General features: G+C 59.9%; 20 protein-coding genes. 8 read left to right on the top strand and 12 right to left on the bottom strand.

What is annotated here, in order from left to right; genetic code table 11:
- Positions 1-2: 2 nt before the first annotated feature.
- A complete protein-coding gene (locus tag VNZ65_RS25035; RefSeq protein WP_325673970.1) occupies positions 3-710 on the bottom strand; it encodes a hypothetical protein in 708 nt (235 codons plus the stop codon).
- A 251-nt stretch (positions 711-961) separates the two neighbouring features.
- On the opposite strand from VNZ65_RS25035, the gene prfB reads away from it, so the two are divergent.
- A protein-coding gene (gene prfB / locus VNZ65_RS25030) for a peptide chain release factor 2 (RefSeq protein WP_325673968.1) occupies positions 962-2,066 on the top strand; the annotation gives its coding sequence in 2 pieces (ribosomal slippage) (positions 962-1,042 and positions 1,044-2,066; 1,104 coding nt in all).
- A gap of 102 nt (positions 2,067-2,168) precedes the next feature.
- Positions 2,169-3,695 carry a lysine--tRNA ligase gene (gene lysS, locus VNZ65_RS25025; protein ID WP_325673967.1) on the top strand — a complete coding sequence of 509 codons (1,527 nt, stop codon included), beginning with the start codon at positions 2,169-2,171 and terminating at the stop codon, positions 3,693-3,695.
- Between the two features lie 197 nt (positions 3,696-3,892).
- Here lysS and VNZ65_RS25020 read toward each other — a convergent pair whose 3' ends face one another.
- The 7 genes from VNZ65_RS25020 to VNZ65_RS24990 all read right to left on the bottom strand — a co-directional run bounded on the left by VNZ65_RS25020 (position 3,893) and on the right by VNZ65_RS24990 (position 11,871).
- Positions 3,893-4,579, bottom strand: coding sequence for an SDR family oxidoreductase (locus tag VNZ65_RS25020; RefSeq protein WP_325673966.1), 687 nt, complete (start codon positions 4,577-4,579; stop codon positions 3,893-3,895).
- A 50-nt stretch (positions 4,580-4,629) separates the two neighbouring features.
- Positions 4,630-6,255, bottom strand: a complete 1,626-nt coding sequence (locus tag VNZ65_RS25015; RefSeq protein WP_325673964.1) for a GMC family oxidoreductase — start codon at positions 6,253-6,255, stop codon at positions 4,630-4,632.
- Positions 6,255-7,499, bottom strand: coding sequence for a mandelate racemase/muconate lactonizing enzyme family protein (locus VNZ65_RS25010; protein WP_325673962.1), 1,245 nt, complete (start codon positions 7,497-7,499; stop codon positions 6,255-6,257). Before VNZ65_RS25010 ends, VNZ65_RS25015 begins: the two co-directional genes overlap by 1 nt.
- Entirely contained in the window at positions 7,496-8,794 is a 1,299-nt protein-coding gene (locus VNZ65_RS25005) for an MFS transporter (RefSeq protein ID WP_325673960.1), read from the bottom strand. Before VNZ65_RS25005 ends, VNZ65_RS25010 begins: the two co-directional genes overlap by 4 nt.
- Before the next feature lie 53 nt (positions 8,795-8,847).
- Positions 8,848-10,272 (bottom strand): aldehyde dehydrogenase, encoded by a 1,425-nt coding sequence (aldA, locus tag VNZ65_RS25000; protein ID WP_325673958.1) that lies wholly within the window; start codon positions 10,270-10,272, stop codon positions 8,848-8,850.
- A gap of 66 nt (positions 10,273-10,338) precedes the next feature.
- Positions 10,339-10,842: a formaldehyde-activating enzyme gene (gene fae, locus VNZ65_RS24995; RefSeq protein WP_325673956.1), complete on the bottom strand. Its 504-nt coding sequence runs from the start codon at positions 10,840-10,842 to the stop codon at positions 10,339-10,341.
- A gap of 33 nt (positions 10,843-10,875) precedes the next feature.
- Positions 10,876-11,871: an aldo/keto reductase gene (locus VNZ65_RS24990; protein ID WP_325673954.1), complete on the bottom strand. Its 996-nt coding sequence runs from the start codon at positions 11,869-11,871 to the stop codon at positions 10,876-10,878.
- Positions 11,872-12,158: 287 nt separating this feature from the next.
- Here VNZ65_RS24990 and VNZ65_RS24985 point away from each other — a divergent pair, with 287 nt between their 5' ends.
- From VNZ65_RS24985 to VNZ65_RS24970, 4 genes are all read left to right on the top strand, one after another.
- Positions 12,159-13,610: an NAD-dependent succinate-semialdehyde dehydrogenase gene (locus tag VNZ65_RS24985; protein ID WP_325673953.1), complete on the top strand. Its 1,452-nt coding sequence runs from the start codon at positions 12,159-12,161 to the stop codon at positions 13,608-13,610.
- 109 nt (positions 13,611-13,719) lie between these two features.
- The gene (locus tag VNZ65_RS24980; RefSeq protein ID WP_325673952.1) at positions 13,720-14,748 is read left to right on the top strand and encodes an ABC transporter substrate-binding protein; all 1,029 of its coding nucleotides are present in this window, start codon (positions 13,720-13,722) and stop codon (positions 14,746-14,748) included.
- 301 nt (positions 14,749-15,049) lie between these two features.
- On the top strand, positions 15,050-15,922 hold the full coding sequence (locus VNZ65_RS24975; protein WP_325673950.1) for an ABC transporter permease: 873 nt from the start codon (positions 15,050-15,052) through the stop codon (positions 15,920-15,922).
- 3 nt (positions 15,923-15,925) lie between these two features.
- Positions 15,926-16,774, top strand: coding sequence for a betaine/proline/choline family ABC transporter ATP-binding protein (locus tag VNZ65_RS24970; protein WP_325673948.1), 849 nt, complete (start codon positions 15,926-15,928; stop codon positions 16,772-16,774).
- A gap of 9 nt (positions 16,775-16,783) precedes the next feature.
- Here VNZ65_RS24970 and VNZ65_RS24965 read toward each other — a convergent pair whose 3' ends face one another.
- A complete protein-coding gene (locus VNZ65_RS24965) occupies positions 16,784-17,749 on the bottom strand; it encodes a LysR substrate-binding domain-containing protein (RefSeq protein WP_325673946.1) in 966 nt (321 codons plus the stop codon).
- 288 nt (positions 17,750-18,037) lie between these two features.
- On the opposite strand from VNZ65_RS24965, the gene VNZ65_RS24960 reads away from it, so the two are divergent.
- Entirely contained in the window at positions 18,038-19,045 is a 1,008-nt protein-coding gene (locus VNZ65_RS24960) for a porin (RefSeq protein ID WP_325673944.1), read from the top strand.
- 298 nt (positions 19,046-19,343) lie between these two features.
- A complete protein-coding gene (locus tag VNZ65_RS24955) occupies positions 19,344-20,033 on the top strand; it encodes a glycine zipper 2TM domain-containing protein (protein WP_325673942.1) in 690 nt (229 codons plus the stop codon).
- A gap of 87 nt (positions 20,034-20,120) precedes the next feature.
- On the opposite strand, the gene iscX is transcribed toward VNZ65_RS24955, so the two are convergent.
- The 3 genes from iscX to VNZ65_RS24940 all read right to left on the bottom strand — a co-directional run.
- Positions 20,121-20,315, bottom strand: a complete 195-nt coding sequence (gene iscX / locus VNZ65_RS24950) for a Fe-S cluster assembly protein IscX (RefSeq protein ID WP_325673940.1) — start codon at positions 20,313-20,315, stop codon at positions 20,121-20,123.
- Positions 20,316-20,329: 14 nt separating this feature from the next.
- A complete protein-coding gene (fdx, locus tag VNZ65_RS24945; protein WP_062113223.1) occupies positions 20,330-20,668 on the bottom strand; it encodes an ISC system 2Fe-2S type ferredoxin in 339 nt (112 codons plus the stop codon).
- A 52-nt stretch (positions 20,669-20,720) separates the two neighbouring features.
- Positions 20,721-21,435 (bottom strand): Hsp70 family protein (locus VNZ65_RS24940; protein ID WP_325673936.1); only part of this gene is annotated, 715 nt, incomplete at its 5' end.

The following is a 21,435-nucleotide window of genomic DNA, read 5'->3' as shown; positions in this document are numbered from 1 at the left end:
CGTCAACGCACCGGCAGGAACTGCAGGAAAGTCCCGCCCACCAGATTCTGCAGGTAGCTGATGCCGGCGCGCCGGTATTTCTCGGTGGTCATCTCAGCCAGCAAGTCGATGCGGGCGATGATCTTGCCGAACTCCCTTTCAAAACTGATGTTGCGCTCGCTCTCGCTCATGTCGTTGGACAGCAGCAAAGGCTGGCCGGCAGTATTCTTGCGGCTGTTGAGTATCCATGCGGCAATTTCCATGTTGCGCGCAGCGTTGTACAGGTACTGGGCGTCGAAGCCGTCGATCAGGTAGAACTTGGTCTTGCCGCCGTGGGCGACGATGATCATGTCGGCCGCGCCATAGATGAAGGCCGCCGCGCGGTCGCCGCTGAAATCCGGCGTCAGCGCCAGCGACAGCGCCTGGATGTCATGCTTGCCCTGCAGCTCGGGCCATGGCTGGCGCGCCTCGATCGCATCGCGCACCCGCTTGATCGCCAGTTCGCGGCTGCCGGCGGTCTTTTTCCATTCGGCCGGATTGCGCCGGTACAGCTTGTCCAGCAAGCGGTACAAGCTGTCCAGATTGTCGCGCATCCCCAGCGTGGCGATGCGGTTGACGTCGGACTGCCCCAGTTCGGCGCCGCTGGTGGAAGCGCTCTGCACTTCGCCGTGCGGCGCCGGCGTCGGCGCCAGCATGCCGCAGGCGCCCAGCGCCAGGCATAGCGGAATCATCAGCATCGGCGATGACAAAACAGCATCACATCGTAGCTTAAGCAACATAGGCGGCCGAGCCAGGCTGAAGAGTTATCAAGCGTAATCCATTGTAATGAGCTTGCCGCTTCGATAGCTGCCATCTTGCAATGGTTCACATTGCTTCCGATTTGAGACAAAACAGCGCCGAATCCGTGTCAATCGGGAAACACCCGCGCCATCTGCCATGCTGCTGGCGTATAATTTAGGGTTTGATTGCAAAAGAGCCAAAAATGGAAGCCGAACGCTTAAATTCCCTGCAAAACCTGCTCGCCGACCTGACCAGTCGCGAAGCCGAACTTCGGAGGTATCTTTGACTTCGATACGAAGTTAGAGAAACTCGACCAGGTCAATGGCGAACTGGAAGATCCGGAAGTCTGGAACGACCAGAAGCGCGCCCAGGACCTGGGTAAAGAAAAGAAATCGCTGGAAGCCATCGTGCTGACGCTGACCAAGATCGAAGCCGATCTGGGCGACACCACCGATCTGTTCCTGATGGCCCGCGAAGAGCAGGATGAAGCAACGGTAGAAGCGGTCGAAGCCGATACCGAGGAATTGCGCAAGCTGGTGGAAGGCATGGAATTCCGCCGCATGTTCAGCAATCCGATGGACCCGAACAACTGCTTCATCGACATCCAGGCCGGCGCCGGCGGCACCGAGGCCCAGGACTGGGCGTCGATGCTGCTGCGCCAGTACCTGCGCTATTGCGAACGCAAGGGCTTCAAGGTCGAGATCCTGGAACAGTCCGACGGCGAAATCGCCGGCATCAAGACCGCGACCCTGAAAGTCGAAGGCGACTACGCCTATGGCTTCCTGCGCACCGAAACCGGCGTTCACCGCCTGGTGCGCAAATCGCCTTTCGATTCCGCCAACGGCCGCCACACCTCGTTCTCCAGCTTGTTCGTGTATCCGGAAGTAGATGATTCGATCGATATCGACGTCAATCCTGCCGACGTCCGCGTCGATACTTACCGCGCATCCGGCGCCGGCGGCCAGCACATCAACAAGACCGACTCGGCGGTGCGCCTGACGCACATGCCGTCCGGGATTGTGGTGCAATGCCAGAACGACCGCAGCCAGCACCGCAACCGCGCCGAAGCGTGGGACATGCTGAAAGCCAAGCTGTATGAACTGGAACTGCGCAAGCGCATGAGCGAGCAGCAGAAACTGGAAGACTCCAAGACCGACGTCGGCTGGGGCCACCAGATCCGTTCCTATGTGCTGGACCAGTCGCGCATCAAGGATTTGCGCACCAACTTCGAGAGCGGCAACACCAAGGCCATCCTCGACGGCGACCTGGACGACTTCATCGCGGCCTCGCTCAAGCAAGGCGTGTAAGCAGCAAACTCGGTTGCACAAGGTGCCGCGGGCAATCTCCGCGGCACGGTCTTCCCCGCCGCACCACAGACGTTTCACCGCATCATTTGAAAAGACACTGACATGACGACAGACAATCAGCAGCAACCTGTCCCGCAAGACGAAAACAAGATCATCGCGGAACGCCGCAACAAGCTCGGCGCCTTGCGCAGCCAGGGCGTAGCCTTCCCCAATGACTTCCGCCCGACCCACAAGGCAGACGCGGTGCAGGCGGAGTACGCCGGCCAGGACGGCGAAGCGCTCGATGCCGCTGCCGTCAAGGTAGTGGTCGCCGGCCGCATGATGCTCAAGCGCGTGATGGGCAAGGCTTCCTTCGCGACCTTGCAGGACGCCTCGGGCAGCAAGGCCGACGGCCGCATCCAGCTGTTCATCACCAAGGAAAACATCGGTGAAGACAACTACGACAGCTTCAAGCACTACGACCTCGGCGACATCCTCGGCGCCGAAGGCACGCTGTTCAAGACCAAGACCGGCGAGCTGTCGATCAAGGTCACCACGCTGCGCCTGCTGACCAAATCGCTGCGTCCGCTGCCGGACAAGTTCCACGGCCTGGCCGACCAGGAAACCAAGTACCGCCAGCGCTACGTCGACCTGATCATGAACGAAGAAACGCGCCGCACCTTCAAGGCGCGCACTGCCGCCATGTCGTCGATCCGCCGTTTCATGGAAAAGAACGACTTCATGGAAGTCGAAACGCCGATGCTGCACGCCATCCCCGGCGGCGCCGCGGCCAAACCGTTCATCACCCACCACAATGCGCTGGACATGCAGATGTTCATGCGCATCGCGCCTGAACTGTATCTGAAGCGTCTGGTGGTCGGCGGCTTTGAGCGCGTATTTGAAGTCAATCGCAATTTCCGTAACGAAGGCGTGTCGCCGCGCCACAATCCGGAATTCACGATGATGGAATTCTATGCCGCTTACGTTGACTATCAGTGGCTGATGACCTTCACCGAACAAGTGATCCGCCAGGCTGCGGTCGATGCCCACGGCACCGCTACCCTGATCTATCAGGGCCGCGAACTGGACCTGAGCAAGCCGTTCCAGCGCCTGACCATCGTCGGCGCCATCAACAAATACGCACCGCAATACCAGGATGCGCAATTGCAGGACGCGGAATTCATCAAGGCCGAGCTGAAGAAATTCGGCGTCAAGCCGCATGCGCATTCCGGCCTGGGCGCGCTGCAGCTGGCGCTGTTTGAAGAAACCGCCGAAGCGCAACTGTGGGATCCTACCTACATCGTCGACTATCCGGTGGAAGTATCGCCGCTGGCGCGCGCCTCCGACACGGTGCCCGGCATCACCGAACGCTTCGAGCTGTTCATCACCGGCCGCGAAATCGCCAACGGCTTCTCCGAGCTGAACGACTCCGAAGACCAGGCCGCCCGCTTCCAGGCCCAGGTAGCCGCCAAGGACGCCGGCGACGAAGAAGCCATGTACTACGACGCCGACTACATCCGCGCGCTGGAATACGGCATGCCTCCGACCGGCGGCTGCGGCATCGGCATCGACCGCCTGATGATGCTGATCACCGACTCGCCGAACATCCGCGACGTCATCCTGTTCCCGCACCTGCGCCGCGAAGACTGATATATACGGAGGTGCTGGTTTTTCCAAAAACTAGCGCAGACGCAGTCAAATGGGGTCAGAGTTTTTTTTACGGCAGCTTCATCGCCGTAAATTACTCTGACCTAATTTAACGTCCCAAGCCGCAAGAATCCAGGCAATCGCCAAAATAATTCGACTCTGACCCCAATTAAGTGAGGCAAGCGACCCCTGGATACTGGCTAAAACTCTTGCCCGAGCGCGCGGATAATCATTTCGCTGACGTCAATATGGTCGGGCTGGTCCAGTATCCACATCACTGCGCGCGCGACGTCGTCCGCTTCCATCATGGCGTCTGGACGTTCGGCCCACAGCGGGGTGTCTACATGGCCGGGGGAGATTACAGAGACGCGCACTCCGCTTCCCACCACTTGCTGACGCAGGCTTTCCGCCAGGCCGGTGACGGCCCATTTGGTTGCGGTATAGAGATTGCCCGGATAGACCTTGCGGCCAGCGGTGCTGCCGGTGAACAGGAAATAGCCGCGTGCCGTGGTGAGCGCCGGCAAAGTGGCTTTTATCAGCAACGCCGCGCCTAGCACATTCGTCATGATCATCTCGCGCCACTGCTCCGGATCGCCGCTGGCCAGGTCGCCGCGCGCGGAAAATCCGGCATTGGCGAAAGCCACGTCCAGCCGGCCCCAGCGCTGCAGGCATGCCTGCACGGCAGACTCGGTCTGCTCCCAGGAGCCGGCATCGCCCACCTCTCCGAAAATGCGAGAGCGCTGCTCACCATGGAAAGATCCCAGGAAAGCCTGCAATCGTTGCTCGCTACGGCCGGTGACAAATACATTGTGGCCGGCAGTAATCGCATGGCGCGCCGTGGCCGCACCGATACCACTTGTGCCGCCGGTAATAAAAATGTTCTTCATGAATCTGTTCCAGACATAGATCAATAAAAATTAGGGTCAGAGTCGAATTTTCATACCGCGCGCTGGCGATAATCGGTCAATATCTGCTCCGCCCCCTTCTCCGCCACCATCATCACCGCCGCATTGATATTCCCCGAAGTGATGTTGGGAAAAATCGATGCATCGATCACGCGCAGACCTTTGACGCCATGCACTTTCAGCTTGCTGGAAACCACCGACTTTTGCTGGTCCGGGCCCATCGCGCAAGAGCCGCACAGGTGGTAGATCGAGCCGGCCTGTTCGCGGAAAAATTGCAGCATGCTGGCGTCGTCGCTGACGGCGGCAGCGGGAGAGACCTCTTCCACGATGATCTTCTTGAAGGCTGGCGCCTGGATCAGCTTGCGTATCAGGGCGCCGCCCTGGATCGCTTCCTCCTGGTCCTTTTGCGTGCTGAGGTAATTCGGCATGATCTTCGCCGGCACGCAGGCATCCTTGCCGGCGATCTCGATGGCGCCGCGGCTGCTAGGACGGCAAGGATTGAAGAACAGCAGGAAGCCGGAATACGGATCAGGCTTCAGTTTTGCCAGCGGATTCTTGGGAATCTGGTAAGACAAGGGATTGAAATAGAGCTGTAGGTTGGGATGCTGTTCTTCGGCGCTGCCCTTGAAGAAGCCGCCGGCCTGGTTGACGCTCATCGCCAGCGGACCGCTACGCTTGAACAGATACTGGACGCCAGCCTTGGCCTGGCCCAGCAGCGATCCCAGCTGATCGTTCAGCGTCTTCTTGTTAGCCTTGAAGTAGAACGACACGCACAAGTGATCTTGCAGGTTCTTGCCCACCCCTGGCAGATGCTGCACCAGCGGGATGCTATGCGCGGCCAGCAGTTCGGCGTCCGCCACGCCGGACAATTGCAGCAGCTTGGGCGAGTCGACCGCGCCGGCCGCCAGGATCACTTCCTTGTTGGCGTTGAACACGCGGCGCATGCCGTTTTGCATGACCGCGACGCCGGCCGCGCGCTTGTCCGGATCGAACAGGATCTGCTCGGCCAAGGCATTGCGCTCCAGCGTCAGGTTAGGCCGCTTCAGCGCCGGATGCAGATAGGCATAGCCGCTGGAATCGCGCTTGCCCTTGCGGATGTTGGCTTCGTAGATGCCGGCGCCTTCGAAGCTGGCGCCGTTGAAGTCGTCGTTCAGCGGGTAGCCGAGCTCCTTGCATGCCTGCAAGTAATCCTGGCAGATCGGATGGGCGCCATTCTTCATCTGGGTGATGCCGATCAGGCCCTTGCTGCTGTGATAGCTGGTGTCGCCGAGCGGATGTGCCTCCAGTTTCTTGAAGTAAGGCAGCACATCGCGATAGGACCAGCCGGGGTTGCCGGCGGCTTCCCAGTCGTCGAAATCGCAGGCCTGACCGCGCACATAGATCATGGCGTTGATATTGCCCGAGCCGCCCACCACCTTGCCGCGCGGCGCGTACAGCCGGCGCCCGGCCATCTGCGTTTCCGGTTCGCTGTAGTACATCCAGTTATAGTCGGGATTATAGTAAGTGCGGGCGAAACCGACCGGTATCTTAAGCCAGTAGGAATTATCCCTGCCGCCGGCTTCGAGCAGCAGCACGCTGTATTTGCCGCATTCGCTCAGGCGGTTGGCCAGGATGCAGCCAGCCGAACCGGCGCCAACGATGATGAAATCAAATGCCATTATTTACTCTCTGCGCGCCAGCGGTTTTTCCAGCTGTCCGAAGACTGATGCTTGACGTCGAACGGTTTGGGATCCATGGAAATGTGCAGCTTGTCGCCGGTATAGGGCGAATTGGCTGCCACCACTTCCATGTTCAACTCTACCCCGAGGCCGGGTTCGGTTGAGGGAATGATGAAACCGTCTTCCCAGACAATCGGCTTCTTCAAGATCTCGGAATGGAAACCGTCCCAGTTGCGGATGCTTTCCTGGATCAGGAAATTCGGCGTGGCGGTCGCCAGCTGGATGCTGGCGGCGGCGCCGATCGGGCCGTTGTACAGATGCGGCGCGATCTGCGCGTAATACACTTCGGCGATGGCAGCAATTTTCTTGGCTTCCAGGATGCCGCCGACGCGACCCAGGTTCATCTGCAGGATGGAGGCGCCGCCGCGATTCAGCAGATCGAAGAACTCGTACTTGGTGGTCAGCCGTTCACCGGTAGCGATCGGAATGCTGGTCTTGCCCGCCACCACTGCCATGGCGTCAGACTGCCCCGGCGGCACCGGTTCTTCAAACCAGAGCGGATCGTATTTTTCCAGACGCTTGGCCAGCCGCACGGCGGAAGCGGTCGACATCTGGCCATGCGTGCCGAACAGCAAATCGCATTTGCTGCCGACGGCATCGCGGATCTTGCGGCAAAATTCTTCCGACTTGTCCATCACCTCCAGCGACAAATGATGGCCGGAGTATGCGCTATACGGGCCGGCGGGATCGAACTTCACCGCGGTAAAGCCCTGCTTCATCATGTCCACCGCACACTCCGCCGCCAGGTCGACGTCGTCGTAGTCGTACTCGCCCTTGCTGTTCTTCGGATACAAATATGTATAGGAACGCAGCCGTTCGTGCACGCGGCCGCCGATCAATTCATAGACTGGCTTGTTGGCGGCCTTGCCGATAATATCCCAGCAAGCCATCTCCAGGCCGCTGACGATGCCCATCATGGTCAGGTCGGGACGCTGGGTGAAGCCGCTCGAATAGGCTGAGCGGAAAAAGCGCTCGATATGGTGCGGATCGTGATCCAGCAGATGGCGTTCGAAAGCATCGGCGATGGCCGGCACCATCACCTTGGGATGAAAGGTCGAGGCATATATTTCACCAACGCCTTCGATGCCGCAATCCGTCTTCAGCGTCACGAAAATCCAGTACATGCCGCCGAAATACGGTGGCGGCACGGCGACGATATGGGATTGCATTGATACGATTTTCATGGCTGCGCCCTTTCCTTCTTGGTAGATTTTTTAAAATAGAACACGCCGGCGGCGCCCAGCACGCCGCACAGGGCGATATAGCCGAAGTAGACTTTGAAGCCGGTCAATCCGGGGAATCTAGTCAGCACCGCTGCGTTGATTTCCGGCAGAAAAACGTCTGGCAGATAACCCACCATGGACACCACGCCGATCGCCAGGCCGATGACCGACGCCGGCACCTGGCACTTGTCCAGCAACGCCCAATAGAGCCCGCGCACGGTGTAACTCATGGTGCCGACCAGCAGCACCAATGCCAGCAGCACATAGGTATTGGCGTACTCTGGCAAGATCATCAGGCCAAGCAGCCCGACCGCCGCCAGCAGCATGGCGCCGGCCAGCACGCTTTCATTGGAAAAACGGTTGCCGAGGAAACCGCCGCCGATACCGCCAATCGGCCGCATCCACAGCTTGATGACTGTGATGGCGCCGGCGGCGACTGCATCCATGCCGTGTCCCTGGCGCAGGAAGGAGGAAAAGGAATACGTTACCCAGAACAGCTGATAGCCGGTAAGAATGATGAAGGCCATCAGCCACAGCTGAGGAATGCCGAGCAAGATGCGCAAACCGGCGAGCAGGCCCACCTTGTCCTGGCCGGCGGCACCTGAATCCGCATCCACATCGCGCTTGTCCAGGAACACAAAGATCAGCACCGCGATGAGCAGGCAGCTGATCGCGTACATGTACACGATGGGTTGCATGGCTTGCCGGCTGGAGGCAGAGTTGTGCATCATGTAGGCAAAGATGCTGAGCGCGGCGGTTGCCAGCACTGCTTCGATCAAACCGCGGCCGCCATCTAGGATTCCGAAAAAACGCCCCTGTTCATCGCGCTTGGCCAGCAGCTTGACGCTCTTGATCAATGCCGCCCAGAAGGTCAGTCCGGCGCCTATGCCCCAGCCGGCGAAGATCAGCGGCAGGAACTGCTTGTCTGGAAAGCTGGCGAACCACAAGCCGAGAACACCGACCAGCGCTAACGAAAACGGAATCAGGATGCGTGCCGATACCTTGTCGGCCAGCCAGCCGCTGGGGCCGTAAGCGATCAAGTAGATCACTCCCATCAAGGCATAGCTGTTTTCCAGTTCATCCTTGCTGATGCGGAAAGCATCGAGAATGGTCAATTCGTAGTTTTGCCGCAGATACAGCATCGGGTAGATGGTGCCCGCGGCCAGCAACAATAATGCGAATTGAAAATAACGCTTCAGGTCTTGCTTTTTCTGTAGTACGGAGCTGCCTGCTGCAATTGCAATGTTATCTATCATGTCTCTATCCTGTGAACCTGCCGCGCCTTCTATGTGCGCTCTGCCGGAAAAACTTAGTACTTCATGACTACCAGGCGGGTCTGGGTGAACTCCAGCATGCCGTGCTTGCCGTCGTCGCCGCCCAGGCCGGAACGCTTCCAGCCGGCGTGATAACCCTGATAGGGATCGGCCGGAATCCGGTTGATGTAGAGTTCGCCGGCTTCGATGTTATTGGCGACCTGCATCGCCGTACGGTAGTTAGCGGTGTAGATGATCGAGGACAGGCCGAACTGGTGATCATTGGCCAACTCAAGCGCCTGCTCGATGCTGTCGTATTCGACTACGCACAAGGCCGGACCGAACACTTCCTCCTGTACGATTTCCATCTCCTGGCGGCAGTTGCTGAGCAGGGTCGGCGGATAGAAAAAGCCCTTGCCGGCCGGGATTGCGCCGCCGGTTTCCAGCGTGGCGCCGGCGGCAATGGCGCGCTCCACCATTCCATGTGTATTGTTGCGTGCCGCCGCATTGATCAACGGCCCCATGTGCGCAGGATTGTCAGCACGGTTGCCGTATCGGCGGCTGCCGAATTTTTCCCTGAGCAACGCGATCAGCTTGGCCGCCACCTTGCGATTGACATACACGCGCTCGACTGCAGTACAGAGCTGCCCACAGTTGGTGGTCTTGGAAGCGGTAATTTCATTGGCTGCCAGTTCCAGGTCGGCATCCGCTTCGACGATCACCGGCGTCTTGCCACCCAGTTCCAGCGAAGACTTGGCGATATTCGCCTTGGAGTATTCCAGCACCTGGCGGCCGGCGCCGACGCTGCCGGTCAGCGTGATCATGCCGACCTTGGGATGAGTACAGACGCTGGCCGCCACCTCGTGCTGCATGCTGAGGATGTTGACTACCCCCGGCGGCAAGCCGGCATCCAGCACCGCCTGCGCAATTTCGAAAGCCGAGCAAGGCGTGTTGTTGCTGGGACGGACCACCACCGTATTCCCCGCAATCAGGGCCGGCGCGATCTTGCGCAGCAAGGTGTAGACCGGATAGTTGAACGGGATCAGGCAAGCCACCACGCCAATCGGCTCGCGCATCAGCAACAGGTTTTCCGAGGGCGAGTCGCTAGGAATGATTTCGCCCTCGATGCGGCGCGCCCACTCTGCGTGATAGCGGGTAATTTCGGCAGCATAGATGGCTTCATTGCTGGCGTCCTCCAGGCTCTTGCCGGATTCGGCGGCCAGCGCCTTGCCGATCTCGCCGGCACATGCTACCAGGGCATCGGCCAGCTTGTGTAGATGCTTGGCGCGTTCTATGGCCGGCAATTTGCGCCACGATTTTTGCGCGACGGCGGCAACATCGACTGCTGCCCGCGCCTGCTCCGGCGTTGCAGCAGAAACCTGGGCCACCAGCTGTTCGGTGGCGGGATCGTACACGGCGATGTGCTCGTCTTTGATTACGTCCACAAACTGATTGCCGATGAAATTCTTATAGGTACGCATGACAAACTCTCTGAAAATGAAGGGACCGACCCAAGATAGCAGCTTCTCGGGCAGGTCCCTGGAACGCTATCTTTTCGGCGTATAGAAGGGATTGGAAATGCTGCCCAGCGCCTCCGCCAGTTCCTTGCGGCTAGGCCAGCCTTTGGCCAGCGCCCGCTGCGCCGCCAGGTAGGTCGCTTCACAGTTGTTGGCATACACCTGGTCAGCGTCGTCGGCCAGCGGATTGACCCATACCGCAGCCACCGCGATCCACTCGTCTTCCGCTTCCGGCGGCAGCACGCCGTCCAGCAAGGCCTTAGTGACGCCATGGGCGACCCCGGCCTGGGCCGGCCCCCAGGTCATGTTTTCATGATTCGGCGTGGTCAGCACGGCCTTGCCGATGAATACGGTGGTGGGCTTGACCGGCATATTGGGCTTGAGCACCGTCTGGAACGGGATATGCCCCGGCCCCGGGCTGCTGGCGGCGGTCACCGTGGCGGTTCCCATGGGACCGTTTTTCGGGCCGAGGAACAAATTGATGTGCGCCGCATTCGGGCCGCTGCCGCAAAAACCTTCGCCAATCTTGATCATCTGGATTCCTTGTCTCGTTAAGTTGTTATGTATTCAGGATTTGTAACTGCGTGGACGACGTACTTCGTTGTAATCGTTGATCATGTCGCGCGGCCGGTAGCTTTGCTCCAGGTACTGGCATTCCTCGGCGCTGAGGACAATCTCGCCGGCGTCCACCGCCAGGCGCAATTGCTCCGGACTGTCGGCGCCGATGATGGGTACGGTCGAATTGCCGTTCTGCGCCACCCAGGCCATGGCGACCTGCCCCGGCTGTACGCCCCTGTCGGCGGCAATCTTGACCACGCGGTTGGCGATTTCGACATCGATCTCGTCACCGAAAAATTGCGACAGGAAGGGATCGTGCTCGGTGCGCGCGCTCTTCTGCACGCCGGTCAGGTAACCGCGCGCCAGCGGGCTGAAGGTCGATACCGCGATGCCCTTGTCTTGGCAGTAAGGCATCATCTCGCGCTCTTCTTCGCGGTACAGCAGGCTGTACTGGCATTGCATGTTGACGAATTCGGTCCAGTTGTTTTCACGCGCAATCGCATTCATCTCAGCGAATTGCCAGGCATACATGGTGCAAGCGCCGATATAGCGCGCCTTGCCGGACTTGACGATGTCGTGCAAGGCTTCCATGGTTTCGGCCAGCGGCGTGTGCGGATCGAAGGCGTGCAGCAGGTAGAGATCGATATAGTCGGTGCCGATGCGACGCAGCGAACGGTCGATCGAAGCCATCAGGTGCTTGCGCGAGGAACCCTGGTCGTTGGCGTCCTCGCTCATGGCGTAGAAGGCCTTGGTGGCCAGCACCAGGCTGTCGCGCTGCTTCAGCTTGAGCAGTGTGCGGCCGACCACTTCTTCGTTGGCGCCATTCGAATACCAGTCCGCCATGTCGAAAAAATTGATGCCGAGATCGAGCGCGCTCTTCAGGATCGGCGCAGTCTTGTCTTCATCCAGCACCCAGCCCTTCCACTTCGATGAACCCATCGACATGGTGCCAAGGCAGAAACGCGAGACTTTGAGGCCGGTGCGGCCGAAGCGGACAGTTTGCATGAGAAATGTTTTGAAATGGGTGGATAAGCAGCCATCGTAGGAGCAGGCGGCGGCTGCCGACAAACATCAAATACAGATTACGCCATCTAAAAAACGCATAACAGTCGGCAGGCCAGAATCAGACAAAACCTACAGCTACGTGCACTGTCCGCTACCTGGGCGCAAGACATATCTTGCACAGCCGGCCATGCATCACAAATTTCGATAGCACCATCTAATTATTGTGCTGGGCGGGATTGTCCTTTGCGTCGAATATATGCACAGACCAAACGCTTTCCAGGAATCTTATGCAATTGCAAAATCCCCAGCTTCTCCGGCAACAGGCACTGATCGGCAACGAATGGCAGGATGCAGACAGCCAGGCCCGCTTCGATGTTGCCAACCCTGCCAACGGTGCAGTCATCTCCAGCGTGCCGGACATGGGCGCTGCCGAAACCCGGCGCGCCATCGCTGCCGCCGACGCTGCCTGGCCGGCCTGGCGCCAGCGCACTGCCAAGGAACGCAGCAATATCTTGCGCAAATGGTACGAACTGGTGATGGCCAACCAGGAAGACCTGGCGCAGCTGATGACAGCCGAACAAGGCAAGCCGCTGGCGGAAGCCCGTGGCGAGGTCGCCTATGCCGCCTCCTTCATCGAATGGTTTGCAGAAGAAGCACGGCGCAGCTATGGCGATGTGGTGCCGTCGCCGGCCAACGACCGCCGCATCGTGGTAATCAAGCAGCCGGTCGGCGTGACTGCGGCGATCACGCCATGGAATTTCCCGCTGGCGATGATCACCCGCAAGGCCGCCCCGGCGCTGGCGGCGGGTTGCACCATGATTCTCAAGCCGGCCGAACAAACTCCTTTGTCGGCGCTGGCGCTGGCCTACCTGGCGCAACAGGCGGGCGTGCCTGCCGGCGTGCTGAACGTGATCACCGGCGACGCCGTGCAGATCGGCGGCGTGCTGACCTCCAGCGAGGTGGTGCGCAAGCTGTCGTTCACCGGCTCGACCGCCGTCGGCCGCCTGCTGGCGCGGCAATCGGCCGATACCTTGAAAAAATTATCGCTGGAGCTGGGCGGCAATGCGCCGTTTGTCGTGTTCGACGACGCCGACCTGGATGCCGCCGCCGATGGCGCGATGGCGTCGAAATTCCGCAATACCGGACAGACTTGCGTATGCGCCAACCGCATCCTGGTGCAAGCCGGCGTGTATGACGCCTTCGCCGCTAAGCTGACGGCACGGGTGGCGGCCTTGAAAGTTGCTCCCGGCAATACGGACGGCGCCACCCAGGGACCCTTGATCGACAATGATGCACTGCGCAAAGTAGAGGAGCACGTGGCGGATGCCCTGGCCAAGGGCGCCCGGCTGGCCACCGGTGGCGCCCGCCATGCGCTTGGCGGCACCTTTTACCAGCCGACCGTGCTGCTGGACGCCACGCCCGAGATGCAGCTGGCGCAGGAAGAAACCTTCGGCCCGGTGGCCGGCCTGTTCCGCTTCGACAGCGAGGCAGAAGCCATCGAGTTGGCCAATGCCACCGAGTTCGGCCTGTCCGCCTACTTCTACAGCCGCGACATGGCGCGCGTATGGCGCGTGGCCGAAGCGCTGGAAGTCGGCATGGTCGGCATTAACACCGGCGTCATCTCGCATGCGGAAGCGCCGTTCGGCGGCGTCAAGCAATCCGGGCTGGGTCGCGAAGGCGGCAAGTACGGCATCGACGAATACCTGGAATTGAAGTACCTGTGCATGGGAGGCCTGTAAGCCATGCGAAGTCTACGGCGCCGGCAGGCGCAGTAGGCTAGCTGCAGCAACCAAGTCCACGGCTGGCGACAGATACAGTGGATATGACAAAAAACCAAAGGAGAACACTTTGCAAAACATCATCAACAAATGCGCCGGCGCCCTGCTGCTGACACTGGCAGCCAGCGCGGCGCAAGCCACCGCAATTCCGCAATGGTGCGCCGACGGCAAGCCAGTCAAGTTCGCCGGCGTCACCTGGGAAAGCGCGCAGTTCTTTACCGAGATCGCCAATTTCATCGTCGCCAACGGCTATGGCTGCAAGACCGAGAGTGTCACCGGCAGCACTGCGGTGACCGAGACCGCGCTGGTGTCGAACGACCTGCAGGTCTGGGTCGAGCAATGGGATCGCACCAACGTCATCAAGAAGGGGCGCAGCGACGGCAAGATCGATTTGGTCGGCAACATCCTGGCCGGCGGCACCCGCGAAGGCTGGTTCGTACCGGACTATGTGGTCAACGGCGACCCCAAGCGCGGCATCAAGGCGATCGCTCCCGGCTTGAAATCGGTGGCTGATCTACCGAAATACAAAGACCTGTTCAGCGACGATGAAGATCCGGCCAAAGGCCGCTTCCTCAACTGCCCTGCCGGCTGGGATTGCGAACGCATCAACAACCAGAAATTCAAGGCTTACAAACTGGCCGCCAGCTACACCAATTTCCGTCCCGGCACCGGCGGCGCGCTGGACGCCACCATTTCCTCGGCTTACGAACGCGGCAAGCCTATCCTGTTCTACTACTGGTCGCCGGCCGGCCTGATGGGCAAGTACAAGTTCGTCCAGCTGCAAGAACCGGAATTCACGGAGAAATGCTGGAAGACCGTGCAAAACACCACCACCGACGATGTCTGCGGCACCGGCACGCCTTCCTTCAAGCTGACCATCGGCGTCTCGACCCCGTTCATCAAGGGCGCGCCGGACATCATCGCCTTCTTCAACAAACTCTCGGTGCCGGCCGATATCGTCAACCACGCGATCACCGAAATGGGTGAACGCAAGGTCGGCGGCTCGGTGCTGGCCAAGGAGTTCCTGCAAAAAAACAAAGCGCTGTGGACGCAGTGGGTGCCGGCCGACGTCGCGCAAAAAGTCGAAGCCAAGCTGTAAGCAGTTTCCCTCAAGCCTGCTGCCGCGCTATGCTGGCAGCGGGCTTGATCCTGCCTTTCATCGTCTAGTGGACTGTAACAGCCGAATCGAGAGTGAAGGACGCGTATCCGAGGTGCAGGGCAAGGCGCACAGCGGAGCAATAGCGGGACTATTGCGAGCATGGGCAACGCCGCCATGCGCTTCGGATACGTGGCAGGCACTCTTGATTCGGCTGTTACTGTCCGCTAACCGTAACAGCCGCACGCAGCACCTCATCCGCTCGCCAACGGCTTGCAACACCGCGCTTTCAGAAGGAATCAGCATGTCTTTCGAATTCTTTATCCCGATTTCATTTTCCGAAGTCTTAAATTCCGGCATCAGCAGCATCGTCCAGAAGTATGGCGACGGCTTGCATGACATTTCCACCTTCATGCTGCGCTACCTGATGGTGCCGCTGGAAGGCTTCCTGCAATCGATACCGCCGTGGCTGGTGCTGGCGGTGGTCGGCCTGATCAGCTACCACGCCTTGCGCCGGGTGCGCATGAGCCTGGCTTTCGTGCTGGCGCTGTATTTCATCGGCTGCCTGGGCTTGTGGGAAAAGACCATACAGACGCTCAGCATCATGCTGGTGTCGATCATCATTTCACTGGTCATCGGCATCCCTATCGGCATCATGATGGCGCGCAGCAAGCTGCTCTCGCGCCTGCTGCTGCCGATGCTGGACGTGATGCAGACCTTCCCCATGTTCGTCTATATGCTGCCGGCGGTGATGCTGTTCAGCATCGGCAAGGTGCCGGCAGTGCTGGCCACCGTGATCTACGCGCTGCCGCCGCTGATACGCCTGACCGAGCTCGGCATCCGCCAGGTCGACCAGGAAACCCGCGACGCCGCCTGGTCCTTCGGTACCACCAAGTTCCAGCTGCTGATGTGGGTACAGCTGCCGCTGGCGCGCCCCAGCATCATGGCCGGCATCAACCAGACCACCATGCTGGCGCTGGCGATGGTAGTGGTAGCGTCGATGATCGGTGCGCGCGGCCTGGGCGAGGATATCCTGCAAGGGCTGACCAATCTCGATTTCGGCAAGGGCGCGCACGCCGGCGTCGCCGTCGTCATCCTGGCGATCGTGATCGACCGCATCACCCAGGCCTACGGCATGAACCGCCGCCAGCGCTCGCAACTGACCAAGCCGGAATAAATCATGAATCAAGCACACACTACTCCCAGCAAGATTTCGGTACGCAATATCTACAAGGTGTTTGGCGCAGATTGCGCAACCGCGCTGGAGCTGCTGCGGCAGGACAAGAGCAAGGCAGAAGTCTTGCAGCAGACCGGCTGCAATGTCGGCCTGCGCGATATTTCACTGGAGATCCCGGAAGCCAAGATCTCCGTCATCATGGGCCTTTCCGGTTCCGGCAAGTCGACCCTGGTGCGGCATTTCAACCGCCTGATCGATCCGACCCAGGGTGAAATCCTGATCGACGGCGAAAACATCCTGACACTGGATGCCCATGGCTTGCGCCAGCTGCGCCGCAACAAGATCAGCATGGTGTTCCAGAGCTTCGGCCTGCTGCCGCACTGGTCGGTGCTGGACAATACCGCCTTCGCCCTGCTGACGCGCGGCGTGAAAAAGAAGGAGGCGCATGAACGGGCCCAGGAATGGTTGGAACGGGTCGGCCTGAAAGGCTATTCCAAGGCTTATCCGGACCAGCTGTCGGGCGGCATGCGCCAGCGCGTCGGCCTGGCGCGAGCGCTAGCAGCCGATACCGACATCATCCTGATGGACGAAGCCTTCAGCGCGCTCGATCCGCTGATACGCGCGGAAATGCAGGACCAGCTACTGGTGCTGCAGGAACGTTTCAACAAGACCATCGTGTTCATCACCCACGACCTGGATGAAGCGATCCACATCGGCGCCCAGATCGCCATCTTGCGCGACGGCGTACTGGTGCAGGTCGGCAGCGCCGACGACATACTCAACCGCCCGGCCGACGACTACGTCAGACGCTTCGTCGAACGGCGTTCCAGCGGCGGCAGCCAGCCGGCCTAGCCGGCGGCATCAAGCCTGCGCAGCCACGGCAGGTAAGCCGGTGCGGCGCACCAGGTGCTGCAACTCTAGCGACGAGTTGGCGAAGCGCTGAATCATCCATGAGCGGAACGAGGCAATCGTTTCGTCCAGCAAGTCGTCGGAATGGGTCAACAGGTAGTAGCCGTAACCGTCGTCGACCCAGGCGTCGAACGGCTGCACCAGCGCGCCGCTGCGCAGCTCGTCCTGGAACAGCAAGGGATCGAGCAAGGCGACACCGGTGCCGCTCATCGCATATTGCGCCGCCAGGTTGGCGGTCTCGAACACCAGGCCGCGGTCCACCGACACCTTGGACAGCTCCGCCTGCCGCACGAAGCGATCCCACAGGCGGTGGCGCGGCTGGCCTTCCAGGATCACGTGCACGATCTCGTTGCCGGCCACAAAATCGGCCAGGCTGGCGGCGTTGGCCGCCTGCAGCAAGCAGGGATGGCAGAGCGGCGTCAGCCGCACATGCCACAGCAGGTCGGCGATCAGGTCGTTGACTTCGGGCTTGGAATACACCACCGCGATATCGCTGTTGATATCCGGCATACCGACCTTGTTGGGAATCACCAGGTCCAGCATCACGTCCGGAAAGATATTCCTGAATTCGCGCAGGATCGGCACCGCCAGGTTATGCGCGAAGGTCGACGGCATCTGGATGTGCAGCACGCGGCGCGACTCGGCGCCATCCTTGAGGATATCTTTCAGCACATGCTCGATGCGGTCGAAGGACTTGTTCACCACCGGCAACAGTGCCCGCCCTGCTTCGGTCAGTTCCAGATGCTGGTGCTTGCGGTCAAACAGTTTCACGCCCAGCAAGGCTTCCAGCGTCAGAATATGACGGCTGACGGCGCTCTGCGAGACGAACAGGCTGTTCGCCGCGGCAGTCACGCTCAGGTGCTTGCCGGCCGCCTCGAAAGCGCGCAATGCATTTAATGGCAGGCAGCGACGGTCCATCGGTATCTCCTGTGATTTAGTTATCTTGGCAGTGCGTTGTCAGTGTTTCATGCGCTGCTGTGTCTGACATTCTACTGGCAAAACCACCTGAAATTCCGTTCCCCGCACACGCCGTGGACGGCGCGCCGCTGCCCTCCAGCCATCCCCCAATGCGCCTGTAGGACTTATCTGAATATGCGATAGGCCCATCTAATAATTGCGTTGGGAAACATCGGCGTAATCACAGAAGATAGGCCGGCTCGCAGTATGCGCGCTCAAAAAAAATCTATAACGACACGGAGACCAGGAATGATAAATCTGAATCGCGGCGGCGGCCGGCAATGGTGCGGCGAGAGCTGCAAATTGGGACTTGTCCTGCTCGCAGCGGCGGCATCGCCGGCGCAGGCGCAAACCAGCGTGACCATGTATGGCAACCTGGATGTATCGATCGGCAAGGAAAGCGGCGGCGCCGTCATCATGGGACGCGGCTACAACAACTGGCTGGGCTTCAAAGGCCAGGAAGACCTGGGCGACGGCCTAGCCGCCATTTTCAATCTGCAAACCCGCTTCATCCCGGGCACCGGCGCCCAAGAGCGTCCTACCACTTTCTTCCAGGGCGAAAGCACGGTCGGCCTGAAAAGCAACAGCGCCGGCAGCCTGCGCATCGGCCGCGCGGTGACGCCCTTGTGGAACAACATCTGGCTGTTCGAGCCCTGGTACAACAGCGGCTTCAACGGTTCGCTGGCCAGTTACCAGACCGGCAGCTACAGCAGCGACGGCATCAGCGACGTGGTGCTCGGCTATGCCAATTTCGCCCGCATCAGCAACGGCGTGTTCTACGATTCGCCGGATTTTTCCGGCTTCCGTTTTGCAGTGGCCGGCGAGGTAGAAAGAAATCCGCTGGCTAAAACCCGCAATCTCGGCATTTCGCTCAACTACGGCAAGGGCGCGGCAGGCGCCATGGCATCGTATGAGCGCAATGACAATAACGACAATATCTACTTCCTGGGCGGCTCCTACGGTTTCGGCGGACTGGTGCTCATGGGCTCCTATGCCCACACCAAACTGGTCGGCGTCAACGCGGCGGCGGCCGGCAGGAGCAGCGAACGGCTGATGGTGCTGGCCGCCACCTACGCCGTCGGTACGGACACCATCAAGGCCGGCTACGGGCGCAACCAGGACAGCGGCAACCACAAGGTCAGCTTGGGCTACAGCCACCCGCTGTCGAAGCGCACTGCCCTGTACAGCGATTTGTACCGCGAAACAATCAAGGCCAATATCACCGGCTATGCGGTCGGCATGAGTCATACCTTCTGACCCTGCCCGCTATTCGAGCTCACCTCCGTAGCTCCGGTAGGGTGGGCACGAAGTGCCCACGCCGGACGCTATCTCCGCACCGCGTGGGCATTACATGCCCACCCTACCGTCTATGCACGCCCCGCAGGCATTTTTTTGAATTTCCCCTAGCAAATTTATTTCCTCCAAGTAAAATATTTCATCAAAAAATGAACTCGTTACATAAGGATACATCTGACACACTATCAACCTAGTGTTCAGTCGGCGAACCTTTGATAATGACAATACTCAACAAACAAAAGATTTTCTGGAGGTAATAATGGACAACCCGAAACCAAACAACCGCATTCACCCGCTGGTCGCTACCGCCGCGGTGGCAGTCACGCTGGCCAGCCTGGTAGGCGTGGCCGCGATGACCGGCTTGTTCCCTAGCTCGCAGTCGACGCCGGCCTCAGTGGCCGCGATGGCGCCAGGCTCTGCCGACTACAACCAGCAGCAAGTACAACAACAGCCTCAACAGCAGCCGCTGATGAACAACGGCGCGCAGCAAGGTGGCCAGAACAGCAATTATGCGCAAGCGCCGATGCAACCGCAGCAGCAACAACAACCACAAGCTGCCCCGCGTCCTGACTATGCTCAGGCGCCGCGCCAGTCGGCGCCACTGCAGCCCGCTATCTGCCGCAGCTGCGGCCAGGTCGAATCGATCCAGGCGATTCAGCATGCAGCGCCGCCTAGCGGCCTGGGCATTGCAGCCGGTGCTGTATTAGGCGGTGTGCTCGGCCATCAGGTCGGCCACGGCAACGGCAATACCTTGGCGACTGTCGCCGGTGCGGTAGGCGGCGGCTTTGCCGGCAATGAAGTGGAAAAACGTACCCATACCAACACCACCTACCAAGTCATGGTGCGCATGGAAGACGGCAAGCTGCGCAGCTTCCCGCAATCCGGCCAGGGCTGGCGTGTCGGTGATCCGGTCCGCGTCGTCAACGGCCACCTGGAAGGCCGCGGCTAAAAAATGCAGCGCCAAACAAAAACCCGCTTTCGCTACAAGTGTAGCGAAAGCGGGTTTTTTATTGCCTCGACGCCCAAACGGCTGCGCTCAGCGAGCTTCTTCTATCCATGCAGCCTGGATGGCTTCCAGCACTTTTTCGCCGCCGCGGCCGTGGTCGTCGTCGAAATCGTCCAGTTCCAGCACCCAGTTGTGCAGGTCGGTAAAACGGATTTTTTCCGGATCGACATCCGGAAATTTATCGTACAGGGCTTCTGCAATCTGCAGTGTGTCTATCCATTTCATGGTGCGGCTCCCGCTTAGTGGTTTTCGCTGGCGTGGTTGATGGTGTACTTGGGAATCTCGACGACCAGGTCTTCCTCGCCGACGATGGCCTGGCACGACAGGCGCGAAGTCGCTTCCAGCCCCCATGCCATGTCCAGCAAGTCTTCTTCCTTGTCATCCAGTTCGCCGAGCGAAGCGAAGCCTTCGCGCACCACCACGTGACAGGTGGTGCAGGCGCAGGATTTTTCGCAGGCGTGCTCGATCTCGATGTCATGGTCGAGCAAGGCATCGCACACCGATTGTCCGCGCGGGGCTTCAATCACGACGCCCTCTGGGCAATAAGTAGGATGGGGCAAAACGACGATTTGGGGCACTTGGTTTACCTCGGGAATAGGTTGAGTCTGTGTGTAAATTTATTGAAATTATTTATGACACCTGGTCCAGCGTCTTGCCGGTCAAGGCATCGTGTACGCTGCGGTCCATGCGGCGCGCGGCGAAATCTTCGGTGCCGTGCGCCAGCGCATCGACAGCCGCCTTGATGGCTACATGATCTATGCCCTGCGCTTGCGTACGGACGGCCGCGATCAAGGCCGCAATCTCGCCCTGCTCTTCTGCCGACAACAATGCGGCATCGTTCTGCAAGGCGGATTCGGTAGCCAGCACGATGCGCTCGGCTTCCACCTGCTCTTCTTTCAAGGCGCGCGCCTGCATGTCGACATCCGCCGAGGCAAACGACTCCTGCAGCATGCGGGCGATGTCGTCATCCGCCAGGCCGTAAGATGGCTTGACGCTGATCGATGCTTCCACGCCCGAACGCAGTTCGCGTGCCGAGACCGACAGCAAGCCATCGGCGTCGACCTGGTAAGTGACGCGGATACGCGCGGCGCCGGCTGCCATCGGCGGAATCCCGCGCAGCTCGAACTTGGCCAATGAACGGCAATCGCTGACCAGTTCGCGTTCACCTTGCAGGACCTGGATCGCCATTGCGGTCTGGCCATCCTTGAAGGTGGTGAATTCCTGCGCGCGGGCGCAAGGAATGGTCGAGTTGCGTGGAATGACTTTTTCCACCAGGCCGCCCATGGTTTCTATGCCCAGCGACAAAGGGATCACGTCCAGCAGCAGCCAGTCGTCGCCGGCGGCG

It is taken from the genome of Collimonas sp. (genome assembly GCF_035566555.1).
Lineage (GTDB): Bacteria > Pseudomonadota > Gammaproteobacteria > Burkholderiales > Burkholderiaceae_D > Collimonas.
This window is presented reverse-complemented; position numbering and strand designations above follow the sequence as displayed.

Coding starts and splice junctions, on each gene's coding strand:
- VNZ65_RS25035 (WP_325673970.1), bottom strand. CDS start 710: ATGATTCCGCTATGCCTGGCGCTGGGCGCCTGCGGCATGCTGGCGCCG.
- lysS (WP_325673967.1), top strand. CDS start 2,169: ATGACGACAGACAATCAGCAGCAACCTGTCCCGCAAGACGAAAACAAG.
- VNZ65_RS25020 (WP_325673966.1), bottom strand. CDS start 4,579: ATGAAGAACATTTTTATTACCGGCGGCACAAGTGGTATCGGTGCGGCC.
- VNZ65_RS25015 (WP_325673964.1), bottom strand. CDS start 6,255: ATGGCATTTGATTTCATCATCGTTGGCGCCGGTTCGGCTGGCTGCATC.
- VNZ65_RS25010 (WP_325673962.1), bottom strand. CDS start 7,499: ATGAAAATCGTATCAATGCAATCCCATATCGTCGCCGTGCCGCCACCG.
- VNZ65_RS25005 (WP_325673960.1), bottom strand. CDS start 8,794: ATGATAGATAACATTGCAATTGCAGCAGGCAGCTCCGTACTACAGAAA.
- aldA (WP_325673958.1), bottom strand. CDS start 10,272: ATGCGTACCTATAAGAATTTCATCGGCAATCAGTTTGTGGACGTAATC.
- fae (WP_325673956.1), bottom strand. CDS start 10,842: ATGATCAAGATTGGCGAAGGTTTTTGCGGCAGCGGCCCGAATGCGGCG.
- VNZ65_RS24990 (WP_325673954.1), bottom strand. CDS start 11,871: ATGCAAACTGTCCGCTTCGGCCGCACCGGCCTCAAAGTCTCGCGTTTC.
- VNZ65_RS24985 (WP_325673953.1), top strand. CDS start 12,159: ATGCAATTGCAAAATCCCCAGCTTCTCCGGCAACAGGCACTGATCGGC.
- VNZ65_RS24975 (WP_325673950.1), top strand. CDS start 15,050: ATGTCTTTCGAATTCTTTATCCCGATTTCATTTTCCGAAGTCTTAAAT.
- VNZ65_RS24970 (WP_325673948.1), top strand. CDS start 15,926: ATGAATCAAGCACACACTACTCCCAGCAAGATTTCGGTACGCAATATC.
- VNZ65_RS24965 (WP_325673946.1), bottom strand. CDS start 17,749: ATGGACCGTCGCTGCCTGCCATTAAATGCATTGCGCGCTTTCGAGGCG.
- VNZ65_RS24960 (WP_325673944.1), top strand. CDS start 18,038: ATGATAAATCTGAATCGCGGCGGCGGCCGGCAATGGTGCGGCGAGAGC.
- VNZ65_RS24955 (WP_325673942.1), top strand. CDS start 19,344: ATGGACAACCCGAAACCAAACAACCGCATTCACCCGCTGGTCGCTACC.
- iscX (WP_325673940.1), bottom strand. CDS start 20,315: ATGAAATGGATAGACACACTGCAGATTGCAGAAGCCCTGTACGATAAA.